General features: G+C 61.9%; 21 protein-coding genes. 17 read left to right on the top strand and 4 right to left on the bottom strand.

Annotated elements, in window-relative coordinates; translation table 11 throughout:
- Positions 1-633: SGNH/GDSL hydrolase family protein (locus HNO86_RS28000; protein ID WP_175380168.1), on the top strand; the 633-nt coding region annotated here is incomplete at its 5' end.
- Between the two features lie 26 nt (positions 634-659).
- Positions 660-1,088, top strand: coding sequence for a nuclear transport factor 2 family protein (locus HNO86_RS27995; protein WP_175380167.1), 429 nt, complete (start codon positions 660-662; stop codon positions 1,086-1,088).
- Here the strand turns inward: HNO86_RS27995 and HNO86_RS27990 are convergent.
- Complete coding sequence (locus HNO86_RS27990) at positions 1,064-2,038, bottom strand: LysR family transcriptional regulator (RefSeq protein WP_175380166.1); 975 nt, start codon at positions 2,036-2,038, stop codon at positions 1,064-1,066. The genes HNO86_RS27995 and HNO86_RS27990 overlap by 25 nt on opposite strands.
- A 431-nt stretch (positions 2,039-2,469) precedes the next feature.
- Between HNO86_RS27990 and HNO86_RS27985 the strand changes: the two genes are divergently transcribed.
- From HNO86_RS27985 to HNO86_RS27965, 5 genes are all read left to right on the top strand, one after another.
- A complete protein-coding gene (locus tag HNO86_RS27985; RefSeq protein ID WP_256672813.1) occupies positions 2,470-4,035 on the top strand; it encodes a sensor histidine kinase in 1,566 nt (521 codons plus the stop codon).
- A 147-nt stretch (positions 4,036-4,182) separates the two neighbouring features.
- Positions 4,183-4,836, top strand: coding sequence for a response regulator transcription factor (locus HNO86_RS27980; protein ID WP_175380165.1), 654 nt, complete (start codon positions 4,183-4,185; stop codon positions 4,834-4,836).
- A 98-nt stretch (positions 4,837-4,934) separates the two neighbouring features.
- Positions 4,935-5,300 (top strand): response regulator transcription factor, encoded by a 366-nt coding sequence (locus HNO86_RS27975; protein WP_175380164.1) that lies wholly within the window; start codon positions 4,935-4,937, stop codon positions 5,298-5,300.
- Positions 5,301-5,545: 245 nt separating this feature from the next.
- Positions 5,546-6,748 carry an NAD(P)/FAD-dependent oxidoreductase gene (locus HNO86_RS27970; protein ID WP_175380163.1) on the top strand — a complete coding sequence of 401 codons (1,203 nt, stop codon included), beginning with the start codon at positions 5,546-5,548 and terminating at the stop codon, positions 6,746-6,748.
- 223 nt (positions 6,749-6,971) lie between these two features.
- Positions 6,972-7,232 carry a transmembrane sensor/regulator PpyR gene (locus tag HNO86_RS27965; protein WP_175380162.1) on the top strand — a complete coding sequence of 87 codons (261 nt, stop codon included), beginning with the start codon at positions 6,972-6,974 and terminating at the stop codon, positions 7,230-7,232.
- A 125-nt stretch (positions 7,233-7,357) separates the two neighbouring features.
- Here HNO86_RS27965 and HNO86_RS27960 read toward each other — a convergent pair whose 3' ends face one another.
- Positions 7,358-7,564, bottom strand: a complete 207-nt coding sequence (locus tag HNO86_RS27960) for a hypothetical protein (RefSeq protein WP_175380138.1) — start codon at positions 7,562-7,564, stop codon at positions 7,358-7,360.
- On the opposite strand from HNO86_RS27960, the gene HNO86_RS27955 reads away from it, so the two are divergent.
- A complete protein-coding gene (locus HNO86_RS27955; protein ID WP_256672812.1) occupies positions 7,554-8,930 on the top strand; it encodes a sensor histidine kinase in 1,377 nt (458 codons plus the stop codon). The genes HNO86_RS27960 and HNO86_RS27955 overlap by 11 nt on opposite strands.
- A 51-nt stretch (positions 8,931-8,981) precedes the next feature.
- Complete coding sequence (locus HNO86_RS27950) at positions 8,982-9,683, top strand: AraC family transcriptional regulator (RefSeq protein WP_372242570.1); 702 nt, start codon at positions 8,982-8,984, stop codon at positions 9,681-9,683.
- 112 nt (positions 9,684-9,795) lie between these two features.
- Here HNO86_RS27950 and HNO86_RS27945 read toward each other — a convergent pair whose 3' ends face one another.
- Positions 9,796-11,229, bottom strand: coding sequence for a mechanosensitive ion channel family protein (locus tag HNO86_RS27945; protein WP_175380160.1), 1,434 nt, complete (start codon positions 11,227-11,229; stop codon positions 9,796-9,798).
- A gap of 228 nt (positions 11,230-11,457) precedes the next feature.
- On the opposite strand from HNO86_RS27945, the gene HNO86_RS27940 reads away from it, so the two are divergent.
- The 6 genes from HNO86_RS27940 (at position 11,458) to HNO86_RS27915 (ending at position 17,027) form a co-directional block, all read left to right on the top strand.
- The gene (locus HNO86_RS27940; RefSeq protein WP_175380159.1) at positions 11,458-11,985 is read left to right on the top strand and encodes a hypothetical protein; all 528 of its coding nucleotides are present in this window, start codon (positions 11,458-11,460) and stop codon (positions 11,983-11,985) included.
- Positions 11,986-12,145: 160 nt separating this feature from the next.
- Positions 12,146-12,520 (top strand): response regulator transcription factor, encoded by a 375-nt coding sequence (locus HNO86_RS27935; RefSeq protein ID WP_175380158.1) that lies wholly within the window; start codon positions 12,146-12,148, stop codon positions 12,518-12,520.
- An 89-nt stretch (positions 12,521-12,609) separates the two neighbouring features.
- Entirely contained in the window at positions 12,610-14,052 is a 1,443-nt protein-coding gene (locus HNO86_RS27930; RefSeq protein WP_175380157.1) for a catalase, read from the top strand.
- A 303-nt stretch (positions 14,053-14,355) separates the two neighbouring features.
- Positions 14,356-15,339, top strand: a complete 984-nt coding sequence (locus HNO86_RS27925; protein ID WP_175380170.1) for an iron ABC transporter permease — start codon at positions 14,356-14,358, stop codon at positions 15,337-15,339.
- Complete coding sequence (locus tag HNO86_RS27920; RefSeq protein ID WP_175380156.1) at positions 15,339-16,106, top strand: heme ABC transporter ATP-binding protein; 768 nt, start codon at positions 15,339-15,341, stop codon at positions 16,104-16,106. The genes HNO86_RS27925 and HNO86_RS27920 overlap by 1 nt, the downstream gene beginning before the upstream one ends.
- 36 nt (positions 16,107-16,142) lie before the next feature.
- Positions 16,143-17,027, top strand: coding sequence for a ChaN family lipoprotein (locus HNO86_RS27915; RefSeq protein ID WP_175380155.1), 885 nt, complete (start codon positions 16,143-16,145; stop codon positions 17,025-17,027).
- Positions 17,028-17,087: 60 nt separating this feature from the next.
- Here the strand turns inward: HNO86_RS27915 and HNO86_RS27910 are convergent, their stop codons facing one another.
- Positions 17,088-17,477 (bottom strand): cytochrome c family protein, encoded by a 390-nt coding sequence (locus HNO86_RS27910; RefSeq protein WP_175380154.1) that lies wholly within the window; start codon positions 17,475-17,477, stop codon positions 17,088-17,090.
- A gap of 244 nt (positions 17,478-17,721) precedes the next feature.
- Here HNO86_RS27910 and HNO86_RS27905 point away from each other — a divergent pair, with 244 nt between their 5' ends.
- Positions 17,722-18,471, top strand: coding sequence for an SDR family oxidoreductase (locus HNO86_RS27905; RefSeq protein ID WP_175380153.1), 750 nt, complete (start codon positions 17,722-17,724; stop codon positions 18,469-18,471).
- 44 nt (positions 18,472-18,515) lie between these two features.
- Positions 18,516-18,917, top strand: a complete 402-nt coding sequence (locus HNO86_RS27900; RefSeq protein WP_175380152.1) for a cupin domain-containing protein — start codon at positions 18,516-18,518, stop codon at positions 18,915-18,917.
- The last annotated feature ends 40 nt before the right edge of the window (positions 18,918-18,957 follow it).

Genomic DNA, 18,957 nt, shown 5'->3' with positions numbered 1-18,957 from the left:
GTGGGTGCGCGGGAGGGGGTGGTGGGTGATGGTGAGGTTTTGCGCTTGTTGATTCTTGGCGACAGCGCTGCGGCGGGGGTCGGGGCGGTGCATCAGGGGGAGGCGTTGAGTGGGCAACTGGTCGGTCGGCTGGCCAGGGCTCATCGGGTATGTTGGTCGCTGTGGGCCCAAATGGGGCTGGATTCCCAGGCGTTGCTGGAGCGGTTGGAGCAGCACGCGCCACAGCCTTTCGATGTGGCGTTGCTGTCGATTGGCGTCAACGATGTCACCGGCATGCTCACGGTGGATCAGTGGATCGCCCGGCAACAACAGCTGATCGAGGTGCTGACCGACAAATTCGCGGTGCGGCTGATCGTCTTCTCCCCGCTTCCGCCCATGCACCTGTTCCCGGCCCTGCCGCAGCCGCTGCGCTGGTATCTGGGCCATCGCGCCGCACGGTTCAATGCGCGTCTGGCAGAACTGACCGGTCACGTTCATCACTGTAGGATGCTGGACACCCATCTGGCGCCCGTGGCGGGTTCGATGGCGTCGGACGGGTTTCATCCGGGCCCGGCGATCTACAGTGTCTGGGCCGAGGACGCCGCGCAGGTGATCGCGCGGCACCTGACCGAGACCGCATCAGGCAAGCTTTGAACAACAACAAAAAACAGGAGTTGACCATGTCTGAACTGCAACTGCATCCCAAGGCCGCCGAGTCGTTGAGCCTCTGGCACGCGATGATCCGCGCCGGCGACCTCACGACATTGCCCGGCCTGCTGGACGAACAGGTGGTGTTCCGCTCGCCCATGGCGCACACGCCCTATCCGGGCGCGTCGGTGGTGTCGATGATTCTCAACACGGTGTCCAAGGTGTTCGAAGACTTCACCTACCACCGTGAACTGGCGACCGCCGACGGCCTGAATGTGATTCTCGAATTCAGCGCCACCGTCAGCGGAAAACAGCTCAAGGGCATCGACATGATCCGCTTCAATGAACAGGGCAAGATTGTCGATTTCGAAGTGATGGTCCGCCCCATGAGCGGCTTGCAGGCCCTCGGCGAGGAAATGGGCAAGCGCCTCGGTGCTTACCTGGCCGCCAGCAAGGCCTGATCGTTGTGCAGAACCGGTCGGGATTTGGGCACCACCTGCAACTCGACCGGTTCACTGAGAAACGCACTGCACCGTGAGCGCAACCAGCGTTCACCCGGATCGTTGTGCGCCGCCGCGCGCCAAACCATCGACAGCTCCTGCACCGGCAATGACAGCGGTGCCGCTTCAGCCCGCATGCCTCCCGACACCGCCATCGCCTTGGCCACGTAATCCGGCACGATCGCCAGCAGATCGCTTTGCGCCAGCAACATCGGCAAGGCGCTGAACTGCGGCACGGTCAGCACCACCTTGCGCTGCCGGCCCAGCAGGCTCAGGGCCTGGTCGGTGTCGTCGGTGGCACTGCCCATGGACGACACCACCGCATGGGGACGCCGGCAAAACTCCTCCAGCTCCAGTGCTCCTGGTCGACTGTCGGCCCGCAGCAGCATCGGCTTGATCGCCCGCAGGGTCTTGCGCCGTGCATTGGCCGGCAGGTCGAGGGTGTGGCTGATGCCCATGGAGATGTCGCCATTGACCAGCCGCTGGGTCATCTGCTGCTGATCGACCCGCCGCACGATCAGGCGGATGTTCGGCGCTTCGAGGCGCAATTGCCGTAACAGCCGCGGCAACAGCGCGTATTCAACATCATCGGAAAGCCCGACATGAAAGGTCGCTTCGCTGGTCAGCGGATCGAACGACTGGCAGCGGCTCAACGCGGCGGCGATGCCGTCCAGCGCCGGCGACAGGTTGGCGAAGATTTCCTCGGCCCGCAGGGTAGGCTCCATGGCCCGCCCGCTGCGGATGAACAACGGGTCATCGAACAGCACCCGCAGGCGGCTCAACGCACCGCTGATGGTGGGCTGACCGAGGAATAGTTTTTCACCGACGCGGCTGACGTTTCGCTCATGCATCATCGTCTCGAAAACCACCAGCAGGTTGATATCGGCACGACGCAGGTCATTTCTGTTCATGAGATTCGCTACCCGGCACGCGGCCATGGAGTTCGGGAAGGGTCCTGTACAGGTTATGGCCACGGGCACGAAACGTCTGTCGTACATGGGGACAGCGGGATCATGCGATGGGTGTGCACGCTAATACCCGCGTATATATCAACCCCTGTAGCAGCTGCCGAGCCTGCGAGGCTGCGTCCGGCTGCGCAGCAGTCGCAAAACCGGGCACTGCGGTCATTCAGGAAAAACGCATGCGCAGGGTTTGCGAGGACTGCGTCCTCGGACGCAGCCTCGCGGGCTCGGCAGCTGCCACAGGTCCGCACTGTGAAATCAAGGTGTTACGTACACAGAGTGGCAGGATTTTCGGGTTTTTTGTCCTAACCAAATGAGAACCGTTGCTCCTAGCATGGCGATGCGATTTCCGCCCAGCCCGAACAAAAGACGAGGCGCGCATGATCGATTCGAAAGCGAAAAAACCCGCGCGAGAGCGCCGCACGCCTTCCTCCTTGAAAGAGACCCTCAGCAAGATGCTGTCCAACCCAGGCCCAAGGACGACCCGCCCCAAACTCGCCACCCGCCTCAAGTCCGCTGAAAACCTGCTGACCTGGCTGATGGGACTGATCGTGGTCTGCGCGATCTTCATCAATACCGAAACCCGCGCCGATTTCCCCACTGCAATCCTGTGCATCGCGGTGCTGTTGATGGCGATCAACCTGTTCTCGCTCGGCGTGGTCATCGTGGCCGCGCTGTTCGGCATGTCGATGCTGACATCGCTGTTCATCTACCACGGCGGTTTCGAAAGCTGGAATTCCACCGCGGACTTTTTCCGCGACCTGGGCCTGCTGGCGGTGGTCACGCTGCTGGCGCTGCGCTGCAAGAAAACCAGCGATGGCCTGCAGCATCGAGTGATCTACTATTCCGGTTCACAGCAACTGAGCCAGACCGGCTGCATGGGCTTTCGCAGCGGTCGTGAGCAGTTGTCCTGGTCGGATCAGTCGGCGCGGATCTACGAATACCCGGTGGGCGTCATGCCGACGCTGTCGATGATCCTGGCGCGAACCCACCCTGCGGATGTAACGCTGGTGCAAACGGCGTTCGAGAAGGCCGCGCGCCGCGAGCCGCTGATCGAGGTCAAGCATCGCCTGCTGATGCCCGATGGCCGCATCAAGCATGTGCACATGACCGCCACCCCGCTCCATACCCACCTGGGTTACATCGACTACCTCGGCGCGCTGCGCGACGTCACCGCCAGCAAGCAGGCCGAAGAAGCGCTGTGTCGCGCCCAGACCCAATTGGCCCACGTGTCCCGCGTCACGTCCCTGGGAGAACTGGCGGCGTCCATTGCCCATGAAGTGAATCAGCCGCTGGCGGCGATCACCAGCAGCGGCGAAGCGTGCCGTAACTGGCTCAGCCGTCCGCAGCCGGATCTGGTGGAAGCTCGCCAGTCGCTGGAGCGAATCATCAGCAGCTCCCACCGCGCCAGCGAGATCACCCGGCGCGTCAGGGCGTTGTCGCGCAAATCCGACCCGTTGCGCCAGAACGAATCGCTCAACGAGATCGTCCACGAAACCGTCAGCCTGGTGCGCTACGAACTGGCCCACCACAAGATCAATCCGCTCATTGAGCTCAGCCCGTTCGGTGCTCAGGTCAATGCCGATCGCGTGCAACTGCAGCAGGTGATCATCAACCTGATCATCAATGCCTGCCAGGCCATGGACGCGATAGAACCCGACGCGCGCGCCCTGAAAATCCGCAGTTGGGTCAAGGACAACGAGGTCGTGCTGGAAGTCGCCGATCGCGGCCCGGGCATCCCGGCCGATGTCCTGCCGCATCTGTTCATGCCGTTTTTCACCACCAAGGAAAGCGGCCTGGGCATGGGATTGTCGATCTGCCGCTCGATCATCGACTTCCACGAAGGACGGATCTGGGCCACCAGCGCCCCAGGCGAAGGCAGCGCGTTTCTGTTCGCCCTGCCGATCCGCGTCGTCAACGATTCGGGCTTTGCCGCGGCCATCTAATACCTTGGTATGACGCCGCCATACCAAGGCGTTGTACCGCCATCCGCAGGTATGAATGCCTCGAGCACCCGCATGCACTTAATGTAGCGCCCTGCACAAGGACCACAGCGCAGGGCGGTTGCACGTCCAACCCCTTGGGAACCAGCAATGAACGAACAACACCCCCTCAACAAAATCACACCGGGTGAATCCACGGTTTTCGTCGTGGATGACGATGCGCCCCTGCGTGAATCCCTCGGCAGTCTGTTGCGCTCCATCGGTTTGCGGGTGGAGCTGTTCGGCTCGGTCGCCGAGTTCATGAAGTATTCGCGCACGGACACGGTCAGTTGCCTGGTGCTGGACGTGAGACTGCAAGGCAGCAGCGGCCTGGACTTCCAGAACGAACTGGCCGCCGCCGGGATCAACGTGCCCATCGTGTTCATCACCGGTCACGGCGACATCGCCATGACCGTGCGGGCGATGAAAGCCGGTGCCGTGGATTTCCTCACCAAGCCCTTTCGCGAACAGGACCTGATCGATGCGGTGTGCGCCGCGCACAATCGCGACAAGCAGCGCCGCGAGTCCGAGCGCCATGCCGATGACTTGCGCGGTCGCCACCAGACCCTTACCGCACGGGAACAGACCGTCATGGCCCTGGCGGCTTCGGGCCTGATGAACAAGCAGATCGCCGGCGAAATCGGCCTCAGCGAAATCACCGTGAAAATCCACCGCGGCCAGGCCATGCGCAAAATGGGCGCACGCTCGTTTGCCGATCTGGTGCGCATGGCCGAAGTGATCGGGGCCCCGCCAACTGTCCGGTGACTATACCCACGTATACTTTGCGCCTTTTCAGGACAGCGTATCTTGCAGTGATGGCGGACAGCCTCTAAGTGCTCTCCGCTACAAGGCAGGACACAACTATGCGCAATGAAGCGATTATTTCCGTCGTCGATAACGATGAATCCGTAAGAATGGCTCTGGACAGTCTTTTGCGTTCCAGCGGATATAAAGTGCGCACCTATTGCGGTGCCCGCGAGTTCATCTTCTCCGACGGACCGACCCAGAGCGCCTGTTTGATCTCGGACATACAAATGCCGGACATGGACGGCATTCAGATGTACGAGGAACTGGCCGCCAGGGGCATTCACATTCCCGTCATTTTCATCACCGGAAACCCCGATGCACAGCGCTCGCCGGGCGCGAACGCCAGGGCGCCGCTGGCATTTTTCCCCAAACCCTTTTCCACCGAAAAGTTGCTCGCCTGTATCGAGACTGCACTGGATTGATCCAACTAACCCCGACCGCGGCCGGCAACTAACACCTTGGTATAACCCGCTAATACCTACTCATACTCCGGATGTCCCTACGTAGAAGTGTCATAGGCCAATCCCCGGAATAACATCTACTCCACATCGAAGCCCGACACTGTCTGTCTTGCATGTTTCAAGTACCACGCGACGATAAGCCAACCGTGTCGAGCTTTTATTGCAACACCCTTTTCGCCCTCGATCGTTCTTCAGGAGCTAAAACAATGAAACAGCAGATTTTGATTATTGGTGCAGGTTTCGGTGGCCTATGGAGCGCGTTGAGCGCTGCCCGTCTGCTGGACCAGCACGATCGCAACGACGTCGAAATCACCGTTCTGGCTCCTCAGGCAGAATTGCGCATTCGTCCGCGCTTCTACGAGCCGAACGTGCACACCATGAAGGCGCCGCTCAACGATCTGTTCGACGCCGTGGGCATCAAATTCGTCCAGGGTTCGGCCGAGCGGATCGACGAGAAAAACAAGCAGGTCGGCTATGTCAAAGCCTCCGGCGAACAGGGCCAGCTGAGCTATGACCGCCTGGTCCTGGCCGCCGGCAGCCACCTGATGCGCCCTCCGGTCGAAGGCATGCTCGAGTACGCGTTCGACGTCGACACCATCGAATCGGCCGCCGAACTGGAAGCCCACATCAACGCGCTGAAAGACCAGCCGGCCAGCGCCGCGCGCAACACCGTGGTGGTCGCCGGCGGCGGCTTCACCGGTATCGAAACCGCGACCGAAATGCCGGCCCGCCTGCGTGCCGTGCTGGGTGAAAACGCCGATGTGCGAGTGATCATCGTCGACCGTGGCACACAAGTCGCCGGCGCCCTGGGTGATGGCATTCGTCCTTCCATCGTCGAAGCCTCGGAGCACCTGGGCATCGAGTGGATCGTCGGTGCCACCGTCGCCTCGGTGGATGCCGGTGGCGTCACCCTCGCCGACGGCCAGCGCATCGAAGCAGGCACCGTGATCTGGACCGTGGGTTTCCGCGCGAGCCCACTGACCGAGCAAGTGCAAGGCACCCGTGACCATCAGGGCCGCCTGCATGTCGATCCGAACCTGAAAGTACGCGGCCACGCCGATATCTACGCCACCGGTGACACCGCCTACGCGGCCACCGACGATCTGGGCAACTTCGCCGCCATGTCGTGCCAGCACGCCATCGCCCTGGGTCGCTACGCCGGCAACAACGTCGCCGCCGATCTCCTGGGCGTGGATCCGATGGTCTACAGCCAACCCAAGTACGTGACCTGCCTGGACCTCGGCGCCTGGGGCGCGGTGTTCACCGAAGGCTGGGATCGCCAGGTCAAGCTGGTCAAGCAGGAAGCCAAGGAACTCAAGCAGCAGATCAACTCCGTGTGGATCTACCCGCCGGCAGCCGATCGCGCCGCTGCCCTGGCCGCGGCCGATCCGCTGATTCCGGTGGCCTGATGGGATTACCGGTCATTTAAGCCGCCGCAGGACCTGTAGTAGCTGGCGAAGCCTGCGTTCGGCTGCGAAGCAGTCGCAAATTCGAGTACTTCGATCTTTCAGGTAGATCGAGTATTCAGGTTTTACGACTGCCGCGCAGCCGGACGCAGCCTCGCAAGCTCGACAGCTGCTACAGGGGTCGTGTTTTGGCATGACGGACAATCACACTGGAAAGGAGATCGACATGTATGATTTTTTTGAACGTCCCTTTCGGGTCTTGAAGTTGTCCAACGTCCTGTTGATCGGCGGGCTGATTGCGCTGATCGTCGGGGCCATTCTGGCGTATGGCCTGGACCGGTATCTGTCGTTGCCCGGCCTGATCGCCGCCCATGCCATGACGATCCTTGGTCCGACCGCCATCAAGATCGGCTACGTCATGCGTTTGCAGTCCTTCAATCGTCTGCGAAGAGAGGCAGCCGCTCATCTGCAAGGCTTCGCCCGATGATTGATGCTTCACCCACTTGATGTACCGGGTGAACACCCTTATCCCCATCAGCCCACTCCTTGCTGACAGGGACATTTCCCAAGCGCCCGCCACTCGTTTTTCTGGCGGGCGTTTTTTCTTGAGCTTCAACCCACCGCACCTTTGGAACCACTGAACACCTGCAGAAAAACCTCATGAAGAGTTTGCCCGGCATCACGAGTGCCGCGCGAGTTGCCGTTAGATAGCAAAAGCCCGGAAGAACAAATGTCTATCATCAAACGCTGCAAGCAACTTTTTTTATCGGATGCCATGGCCTGGTTAGCCGCCATCGCGGTCGGCAGCATGATCTTCATTATCAACACCACCCTGGACGCCGACGTCGTGCCGACGCTGCTCTACATCACCCTGGTGTTCATGTCGGCCAATATTTTTTCCATCCCCGTCTTCGTCACCGTCGCCATCACCTCCATCGCGTTCCTGACCTTCAGTTTTATCGTCGACGAGGGTTTTCGCGACGAAAAGCAGATCTCCGCGTATGTACGCTGTCTCGTCGCGCTGACCACCATCACCCTGCTGGCACTGCGCAGCAAACGCTCCTCGGAAAACCTGCGGCGCAAGGAAGCATTCTTCATGGGCGCGCAGAAACTCAGTCATACCGGCAGCATCGGTTTCATCATCGACAAGGATGAAACCATCTCCTGGTCAGCCGAATCGGCGCGCATTTTCGAGTATCCGCCGGAAGTCACGCCGACCGTTGCCCTGATCAAGGACCGCACCCACCCAGACGATCTGGCCGTGGTCGACGGCGTGTTGCAGCGCGCGGCGCGTCAGGAAAAACTCCTGGAAGCGGAACATCGCCTGCGGATGCCCGACGGGCGCATCAAGTACGTGCACATGATCGCCAACCCGCTGTTCAACCATGACGGGCGTGTCGAGTACGTCGGCGCCGTGAGGGACGTCACCGCGTCCCGGCAGGCCGAGGAAGCGCTGTTTCATTCCCAGGCGAAACTGGCCCATGTCACCCGCGTCACTTCGATGGGCGAACTGGCTGCCTCCATTGCCCACGAAATCAACCAGCCACTGGCGGCGGTGATCACCAGCGGCGAGTCCTGCAAACGCTGGATCAACCGCCCCGAACCGAACCTGGATGAAGCACGCCGCTCGCTGGACCGGATCATTCAGAACTCCTGCCGGGCTTCGGAAGTCATCGCCTGCATCCGCGCGCTCTCCAGACAGAGCGATGTGCAACGCAACATCGAAGTGTTCGATGGCATCGTCAGCGACTCGCTGAACCTGATGCAGCATGAGATTTCCAGCCATCAGGTGCGCCTGTCCGTAGAGGCCCGGGCGCAGAGCGCCTGTGTGAACGCTGACCGGGTTCAGTTGCAGCAGGTGATCATCAACCTGATCGTCAACGCCTGCCAGGCCATGGCCGAGATCCACGACCGACCGCGCACCCTGCGCATCGGCACTTCGGTGCAGGACAACGAAGCGGTGCTGGAAGTCGCCGACTGTGGCACCGGCATCGCCCAGGAAATCCTCGCCACCCTGTTCGATCCGTTCTTCACCACCAAACAGAACGGCCTGGGCATGGGGTTGGCGATCTGCCGTTCGATCATCGAATTCCATGGCGGCCGGATCTGGGTCGCCAGCACCGTGGGTGTGGGTACGCAGTTCATGTTTGCGATTCCCCTGTCGGCCCCGGGCGACCACAAGTAATCCTTCTCCAATGCTGTTTCGCTATGTGAAATCACACGAGGAAAGCAAAGAGTGTCTATCCATGAAAGGACCGAAAACCCTGCAAGCACCGGCAGTGAAACGCAGCCAGCGCGCAGCGTCGTGTTTTTTGCCTACCCGAAAATGGGTCTGCTGGATCTTACCGGGGCGCAGACGGTGTTCTATACGGCCAACCATATCCTGACCGAAAGCGGTTTGCCGGGTTATACCTTGCGCACCGCGAGCCTGGATGGCGGGCCGGTGCAAACCGCCGAGGGCCTGGTGGTGGACACCGAACGCCTGGATCAGCTGGCCGGCGTGGCGATCGATACCCTGCTGGTGCCCGGCACGCCGAACATTCGCCAGACCCTGGGCAATCACAACGCACTGGTGCAGGCCTTGCGCTGCGCATCATCCAGATCCCGTCGCACGGTGTCGGTGTGCAGCGGCACCTTCCTGCTGGCCGCCGCCGGATTGCTCGACGGCCTGCGCGTGGCGACCCATTGGCTGGTGGCGGATCTGTTCGAGCGGCTGTATCCCCAGGTGGAACTTGATCGCGAGGCCATCTTCATCCGTCAGGGCTCGATCTGGACTTCGGCCGGGGTGAGTGCCGGTATCGACCTGGCCTTGGCGCTGGTCGAGGCGGATGCGGGGCGGGATGTGTCGATGCAGGTGGCACGGCGCATGGTGGTGTATTACCGGCGGCCGGATAACCAGGACAAATGGGGGACGTTGCTGCAATCGCAGTACACCTGACCTGCAGGAGCGAGCACGCTCGCGATGGACGACCAGACAACACGGGAAACCAGACAGCCCGCGTTATCGTTAACGACCATCGCGAGCGTGCTCGCGCCTGCAGCAATTGTGTTTACCGGCGTTGCAGGAGCCACTGAAACAGACTGCTGCGCTTGACCTCCGCCGGCTTTTGCATCACCAGGGTTTCGCGGATTTCCTGGCGTTGGTCCTGCAGGTGGCTCAGGGCGCTTTTCAGGTCGCCCAGGTGTTCGAGCTGGTTGCCGAACACGTGCTTCTCGATGCGGAACAAGCGGCCGCTGGTGATGCTGCGAAACTCGCCCCGCGACGGTTTGTCGGCAAGAATCCCCTCCTCGCCCAGCACCTCGCCCGGCCCCATGCGCCCGGCTTCCACCAGCTTTTCATCGTCGTGGATCGCCACCGACACCACCCCGGTGCTGATGATCATCAGGCACTCGGCAATCTCACCGAAGGCCAGGATGACCTCATCGGCCTGGTAGTCCACCGGCGTCATTTCCCGGGCCACGCGGTCGCGCTCGTCGTTGCTCAGCGAGCGGAAAATCCGCACATCCTCGATCAACCGACGCTGACGGTTCCACAGCTGTTCTTCCTGGCCGAAACCCCAGCTGACACCGGCGGCTTCGAGGTGTCTGTGGGCGAGGTCGAACATCAGGTTGCACACTTCGTTCTTGTGCTTGGACGAGGCGATAAAACCCTTGAGCTCGTATTCGGTGTATTCCAGATGCGAGCTTTTTACCGAGACCTTGGCCGAATGGGTTTGCAACAAGGCCCGGGTGCCGCGCAGGGTTTTCTCCAGGGCATCGATCGCCCGGCGCGGGCGCACGCTGGCGGGTACGGCGATGGTCACGCTGATGCCGTTGACGTCCCCCGGCCGGCTGAAATTGATGATCCGCGCCTTCGCCGCCACCGAGTTGGGCACCACCGCGATGCCGCCCATGTCCGTCATCAGGTGCGTGGTGCGCCAGTCGATCTCCACCACCTTGCCCTGGGTGCCATCGATGGAGATCCGGTCATTGAGCTGGTAGGGCTTGGTGGTGTTGAGCACGATCCCGGAAAACACATCGCTCAGGGTGCTTTGCAGCGCCAGACCGACGATGATCGCCATCGCCCCTGAAGTCGCCAGCAAACCCTTGACCGGCAACTGCAACACGTACGCCGCGGCGGCAACAATGGCGATCAGGAAGATCACCGCGCCCATCAGGTCGTAGAGCAAACGCGCGCTGTGTCCGGCGCGGGACATCAGGCCATAGCCGAGGATGATGGTCAGGGTCCGGGCGGCGAAGATCCACCAGCCGATCCCCAGCACCGTCCCCATCAGGTTGAGCACGGCGTCATCCGGCCACAGCGGCGGTTGCAGGGGACTGATGCCGGCGGCGCTCATGACCGCGCTGAAGGCCACGAAAACGACGATGCGCGCACACAGGCGCAGGTTGTGCCGCGCGGGGCCGACCATTTGCCAGAGCGCAAGATCGATCAGGATCAGGATGACCCCGCAGATCAACGGATGAGCCTGCAGGAAGGTGAACATGAGTGATTTCTCCGCAAGCGCCGATTGTCCCTGCACTGTATGACGCCGTTTTGCGCGGGGCACTTCTACCTCAGTGCTAGCCACTCATACCCCGGTATGAGGAGCCTTAACCCATGTACTAGCCTGCCGTCCCGAAGTAGGAGTGTTCTCGCGCACGCGCAGACTTACGCTGGAGGCCTGGAATGAATCAACTCATCGCGCCGCGGCGCCGGTCTGGGGACGGTTTTCATGAACGCATTGAAAGGGCTGTACATCGTCAGTCATCCGTTACGCATCAGCCGTTATGGTGCGCACACCTCCTTGTCGACCGCCGAGCGCGTGGAAGTCATCGAAGCGCTGACCGATACCCTCGGCACCGCACTGACGCTGCTGGCGCAGCTCAAATGCGGCCAGCAGAAGCTGAGAAACGTCAGCTTCCTGCCGGTGCAGCAATTGTTCAATCGCCTGGTGCGCGCCAATACCCTTTATGTCGACTTTCTCGCCTCTGCCATCGGCGACCTTGGCGGTCACGCCGAGACCGAGGCGCTCTACCAGATCAATGACATCCTCGAACCTGCGTGTTTTGCCGACTGCATGACGGGCATCGCCCGCAGTGCCCGGCGGCTGCGGGCGGTCGACACCCTGCTGCGTGATTACCGCGAATGCGCCATCGATCGCAAGGACCCGGCCAGTCGGCGCCTGTTCGAAGACTGCACCCGGCACAACGCCCACTTTCTTACCCTGATCGAAGACCACCTGACCCACGAGCAATCCTGAAGCAATTCATTTCGCTTGTTGATATTGATAACCCGTCGCAGCGCCCGCTAAAAAAACAACCAAACATACGCACGTATACTGTTCCGCTTTTTTTGAGCGCGTATCTTGCAAGTATGGCGGGCGCCACTTAGCGCCACACGCAATGACGCAAGGTCTTTACATGTTTAACGCACCTGTTATTTCTGTTGTTGATGATGACGAACTCATTCTTGTCTCACTGGACAGTTTATTGCGCTCTTACGGTTACACAGTAAATACCTACAACAGTGCCTACGCCTTTCTTCAATCCAGTGGTCCTGCGCAGACCGACTGCCTGATTTCGGATATCCAGATGCCCGGCATGGGCGGTGTGGAGATGTACGAGGCGCTGGCCGCGAGGAACACCCATATTCCCACACTGTTCATAACCGGAAAGTCAGGCCTGCCGCCGAAGTTCAGCGCCAATGTACGAACACCCGAAGGCTACTTCGCCAAACCTTTCGATGCACGGGCACTGCTGGACTGTATTGAAACGATTCTCGAGCGCAGGACTTGATCACCGTTTAACAAATAAATCGCGTTTTGTTAGTTGCACAAACTCCCTCTTTTAATACAACTAAAACCTCAACCTGGAACAACCGTGCCATGGCAAAAGACAAACTGACTTCAATCAACGGCGCACCGGTCGCCGATAACTTCAATATCCAGACCGCCGGGCCTCGTGGCCCTGCCCTGCTGCAAGACGTCTGGCTGCTGGAAAAACTCGCGCACTTCGATCGCGAAGTGATTCCCGAGCGCCGCATGCACGCCAAGGGTTCCGGCGCCTATGGCACCTTCACCGTCACCCATGACGTGACGCGCTACACCAAGGCCCGGCTGTTCTCGGAAGTGGGCAAGCAGACGCCGATCTTCACCCGATTTTCCACCGTGGCCGGCGAGCGCGGTGCGGCGGATGCCGAGCGCGATATCCGTGGTTTTGCCCTGAAGTTCTACACCGAGCAAGGTAACTGGGACCTGGTGGGCAACAACACCCCGGTGTTCTTCTTCCGCGATCCGCTGCGTTTCCCGGACCTCAACCACGCGGTCAAGCGCGACCCGCGCACCGGCATGCGCAGCGCGCAGAGCAACTGGGATTTCTGGACCTCGCTGCCCGAGGCCCTGCACCAGGTGACCATCGTCATGAGCGAGCGCGGCATTCCGCGCACCTATCGGCACATGCATGGCTTTGGCAGCCACACCTTCAGCCTGATCAACGCCAACAACGAACGGCACTGGGTCAAGTTCACCTTCAAGTCGCAGCAGGGCATCGAGAACCTGAGCGATGCGCAGTCGGCGCAACTGATCGGCCAGGATCGGGAAAGTCACCAGCGGGATCTGTTCGACAGCATTGAAGCGGGCAACTTCCCGCGCTGGACCTTCTACATTCAGGTCATGACTGAAGAGCAGGCCCACGAGCACGAGGTCAATCCGTTCGACCTGACCAAGGTCTGGTCGCACCACGATTACCCGTTGATCGAGGTGGGCTACTTCGAACTCAACCGCAATCCGCAGAACGTGTTCGCCGAAGTCGAGCAGGCAGCGTTTTCGCCCTCCAACGTGGTGCCCGGCATCGGTTTCTCGCCGGACCGGATGCTGCAGGCGCGGCTGTTTTCCTACGGTGACGCGGCGCGTTATCGACTGGGGGTCAACCATCACCAGATCCCGGTCAACGCCCCGCGCTGCCCGGTGCACAGCTTCCACCGCGACGGCGCCATGCGCGTGGACGGCAACCACGGTGGTCAACTGGCCTACGTGCCCAACAGCCAGGGCGACTGGGCCGACCAGCCGGACTTCCGCGAGCCGCCACTGAAGATCTCCGGCGCCGCCGGCCATTGGGATCATCGCGTGGACGAGGACCATTTCCAGCAACCGGGCGACCTGTTCCGCCTGATGACGGGCGCGGAGAAACAGGCCCTGTTCGATAACACCGCACGCTCGTTGAGCGGGGTTTCCCAGGCGGTGCAGCAACGGCACATCAACCATTGCACCCTGGCGGATCCGTTTTACGGTGCAGGCGTTTCCCGTGCCTTGGCGCTGATCGCCGAGTAAACCCGAAGCCCGCTCCCACAGTTTTTTGCGCCGTCCACAAATTTTGTGCGCGACCAGGACCTGTAGGAGCGAGGCTTGCCCGCGAAGGCGGTCTTATAGACGCGAACATTTCGCAACAAACTATCCCCCACCGTGGCCAGGTGGCATTATCTGCGGCTGTGACGGTTTGATAGCCGTCTGACCGACCACGGAAAATCCCCTGATGCGAATGATCTCTCTGCCGGCCCTCGCCGGTTCGGCGCTTGTCTCATGACGGCCATCGTCCGGCCGCGGCCGATGCTGATTACTCTCGGGCTGTTACTGCTGCTGGTGTTCTGGCTGTCCCTGGCTCTGGGCCCTGTCAGCCTGCCACTGAGTGACACCTTGCTCGCCGGCCTGCGTCTGCTCGGATTGCCAGTGAACGGCAGCGACACGCAACAGGCGGAACTGATCCTCGGCCAGATCCGCCTGCCGCGCAGTCTGCTCGGCATCGCGGTCGGTTCGGTGCTGGCGTTGTCCGGCGTGGCCATGCAGGGATTGTTTCGCAACCCGCTGGCCGATCCGGGGCTGGTGGGGGTTGCCGGTGGCGCGGCGCTGGGTGCGGCCATCGCCATTGTTGGCGGCAGCCTGCTGGGAGGGTTGTCACCGGCGATCGAACCTTATCTGCTGTCTCTTTGCGCCTTCGTTGGCGGTCTGATCGTCACGGCGGTGGTGTATCGCTTCGGCCGCAGCAACGGCCAGACCAACGTCGCCACCATGCTCCTTGCAGGTGTGGCGATGACCGCCATGGCCGGTGCCGGGGTCGGTCTGTTCACCTACCTGGCGGACGACGCCACCTTGCGTACCCTGACCTTCTGGAACCTGGGCAGCCTTAACGGTGCCAGCTATCCGCGGTTGTGGCCGTTGCTGATCGTGGCAATCGGCGTGGCGTTATGGTTGCCGCGTCGCGCCGCGGCGCTCAATGCGATGCTGTTGGGTGAATCCGAAGCCCGGCATCTGGGCTTCAATGTCGAGCGGATCAAGCTTGAACTGGTGCTGTGCACGGCACTGGGCGTCGGTGCCGCCGTGGCGGCTGCGGGCCTGATCGGTTTCATCGGTCTGGTGGTGCCGCACCTGATGCGCCTGTTGGTCGGTCCCGATCACCGGGTGCTGCTGCCCGCGTCCCTGCTCGCCGGTGCCAGCCTGCTGTTACTGGCCGATCTGGTCGCCCGCCTGCTGCTGGCGCCGGCCGAATTGCCCATCGGCATCGTCACCGCGCTGATTGGCGCACCCTTCTTCCTCTATTTGCTGGTACGGGGGCGCACCTGATGCTGCGGGCGAACAACTTGCTGGTGCGCCGTGGCAATCGCACGGTGCTGGCGGACATCGATATCCAGTTGCAGGCCGGGCAAGTCCTCGGCGTCCTGGGACCCAACGGTGCCGGCAAAAGCACCCTGCTCGCCGCGCTGTGCGATGAACTGCCGGCCAGTGCAGGCACGGTCAGCCTCGACGACCGCGCCCTCGCCGACTGGCCCGGCCAGGAGCGGGCCAAGCGCCTGGCGGTGCTGCCCCAGAGTTCGAGCCTGAACTTCGCTTTTTCGGTCAATGAAGTGGTTGGCATGGGTCGTCTGCCCTACGCCACCGGACGCGCGCGCGATGCCGAAATCGTCGCCGAGGCGCTGCGTGCCGCCGACGCCCTGCACCTGGCCGGGCGCAGTTATCTGGCGTTGTCCGGTGGCGAGCGCCAGCGCGTGCACCTGGCGCGGGTATTGGCGCAGCTGTGGCCGGGCGCCGAAGGGCAGATTCTGTTGCTCGACGAACCGACCTCAATGCTCGACCCGCTGCACCAGCACACCATTCTGCAAGCGGTACGCGATTTCGCCGGGCGCGGTGCGGCGGTGCTGGTGATCCTGCACGACCTCAACCTGGCCGCACGCTACTGCGATCAGTTGCTACTGTTGCAGGAGGGGCGTCCCCACGCCTATGGTCCGCCGGATGAGGTACTGACGGCCGAGGCCGTGGAGGCGGTGTACGGGTTGCAGGTGCTGATCCATCGCCACCCGGAACGCGGCCACCCGTTGATCATCGCGCGCTGAGGTGCGCGGCAAGCCATCGCCTGACAAGGAAATCCGATGCGTATTGTGCTGCTGTGCCTGTTCAGCCTTTTGGCTGCCTGCCAATCCCATTTCGTCGCACCACCACCGGCGGCCATCGCACCGCAAGGCCGCGCCCACAGCGACCTTGGCGTGATCCGCGAACTGGCCACCGGGCGTACCCTGACGCCACAGGAACTGGTCGAACGCCTGGCCGCTGCACCACGGGTGCTGGTGGGCGAGCAACACGACAATCCGGATCACCATGCCCTTCAATTGTGGCTATTGCGCGAGCTGGCAAAACAACGCCCGCAAGGCAGCCTGCTGATGGAAATGCTCAACCCCGATCAACAGGCCAAAGTCGATGCGGCGCAGGCGGCGACCCGCGTCGGTGATCCGCCGGCCGATCCGTATCAGGCGCTGTCCTGGCAAGCCAATTGGGACTGGGGCCTCTATGGCGCGCTGGTCACCTATGCCCTGCGTCAGCCTTATCCGTTGCTTTCAGCCAACCTGGATCGGGCGCAGATCATGCAGATCTACAAGCAGCGCCCTACGCTGACGGGCAAGGCCTCCACCACCGAGCAGGTTCAGGCGACCTTGCTCGACGACATCCGCGAGTCTCACTGCGGCTTGCTTGCGCAGAAGCAGATGCCGGCGATGCTTGCCGTGCAACAGCAGCGCGACCGACGCATGGCCGAGCGCCTGCTGGCGGCGCCGACGCCGGCGGTGTTGCTGGCCGGGGCGTTCCATGTGCGCAAGGATCTGGGGGTGCCGCTGCACCTCGAGGATCTTGGGGCTGGTCAGGGGAATGCAGTGCTGATCCTGGCCGAGGTGGGCAGGACGGTGACGGCGCAAAGTGCGGATTATGTGTGGTTTACGGCGGCGCAGCCGGAGCAGGATCATTGTGCGGGGTTGCGGCGTTAGCAGGTCGCAAATGTGTGAGGCGACTATCGCCTTCGCGGGCAAGCCTTGCTCCTACAGGGTTTACGGTGCCGGGAAGGTCTGCAAATAGGCCAGCAGATCCTCGATCTTTTCCGGATCGCTCATCCCCCAGAAAATCATCCGCGTGCCCGGCACCACCGTCTTCGGCGCTTCGATGTAGGCCGCCAGTTTCTCCCGGGTCCAGACGATGCCCGATGACTTCATCGCATCGGAGTACTGATAGTCCGTGGTGCTCGCGGCCGGGCGCCCGACGATGCCGTTGAGCTGCGGGCCGAAAAAGGCCCGCGCCGACTCGCCGATCTGATGGCAGCCGCTGCAGAAGCGCTTGAACAGTTTCCCGCCCGCCTCGGCATCGCCCTCGGCATTCGCGTTTGCTGCGAACAGGCCCGCACCCAGGCACAGGACAAAGGTCATCACGGCCGCTTTGTTCATCGACAACTCCAGATCAGGCAGGGCCTGCGGCAAAAAAATGGCCGTCATTTGATCATGACCGGGCCGCCCTGCCGAAACTTTTCCGACGCGCCCTGCAAAATCCGACCGTCCATCCCGCCAGCACACACCCCACCGGGGCCGGCCTAGACTGGCGTATCAGAGCGCCGTTTGCGCAAGGCGCGCCGACTCATCCGGTGCGTGGCATGAGCCCTGCCACCGCACACCTGCGTAAAGAGGGACACTCATGAAAATTGTCGTCATCGGCGGCACAGGCCTGATCGGAACCCAGTTGTGCAAGCTGTTGCGTGAAGGCGGTCACGAGGTGTTGTCGGCCTCGCCCAGATCCGGGGTCAACGCCGTCACCGGCGAAGGTTTGCAGGCCGCCTTGCAAGGGGCCGAGGTGGTGGTGGACGTCGCCAACTCCCCCTCCTTCGAAGACGCTGCGGTGCTTGAGTTCTTCCAGAAATCCGGACGCAATCTCGCCGCCGCCGAGAAGGCTGCCGGCGTCAGTCATCACGTCGCGTTGTCGGTGGTGGGCACCGACCGCATGCTGGAAAGCGGGTATTTCCGCGCGAAGATGATTCAGGAGGAACTGATCGAGAGCTCCACGGTGCCCTTCACCATTGTGCGCGCCACGCAGTTTTTCGAGTTCATCGGCGCGATCGTCCAATACAGCATGCAGGGTGACACCGCGCGCCTGACCTCCGCAGCCCTGCAACCGATCGCTTCGGCGGATGTTGCCGCGGCGCTGGCGAAGATCGCCGTGTCGCCGCCCACGGACAACATTGTCGAACTGGCCGGCCCCGACAAGAAGCCGCTGGTGGCATTTGCCCGGACGTATCTGCAACACACCGGGGATCAACGCCAGGTGGTCACCGACGACAGCGCCGGTTACTACGGCGCGATCATCAACGACCAGTCGCTGACGCCGGGGGATGACCCGATCCTCGGCAAGACTCATTTCGAACAATGGCTCAAGAGTACCGGCGCCTAGGGCCTCGCCCTTCACGGCCCCTCCTCTCTGATCAGGAGCGTCCCATGAAAACTCGCGTTTTTCTCGCCCTGTTTGCGCTGTCATTCACCACCACGCCAGCCCTGGCTGCCGAAGCGCCGCACCCGGACGTCAAGGAGGTGTCGGTCACGGCGCTGCCCGACTACCCCGGCAAGGAAGTGATGATCCTCACCGTCGAGTACCCGCCGGGCGGCGCCGATCCGGTTCACCGTCACGATGCCCACGGCTTCGTGTATGTGCTGGAAGGGACTATCGTCATGGGGGTCAAGGGCGGCAAGGAATACACCCTGACGCCGGGACAAAGCTTCCACGAAGGCCCCGAGGACATCCACACCGTCGGCCGCAACGCCAGCAAGGACAAGCCGGCCAAGTTCGTGGTCTTTCTGCTCAAGGACCAGAACAAACCACCCGTGCTGCCGGCCAACTGACCGGCGCCATACCTTTGTATGGACGGTTAATACCTGGGTG

The sequence above is a fragment of the Pseudomonas sp. C1C7 genome (assembly GCF_013359595.1).
GTDB lineage: Bacteria > Pseudomonadota > Gammaproteobacteria > Pseudomonadales > Pseudomonadaceae > Aquipseudomonas.
The sequence above is the reverse complement of the archived record's forward strand: the minus strand, read 5'-3'. Positions and strand labels throughout refer to the sequence as shown.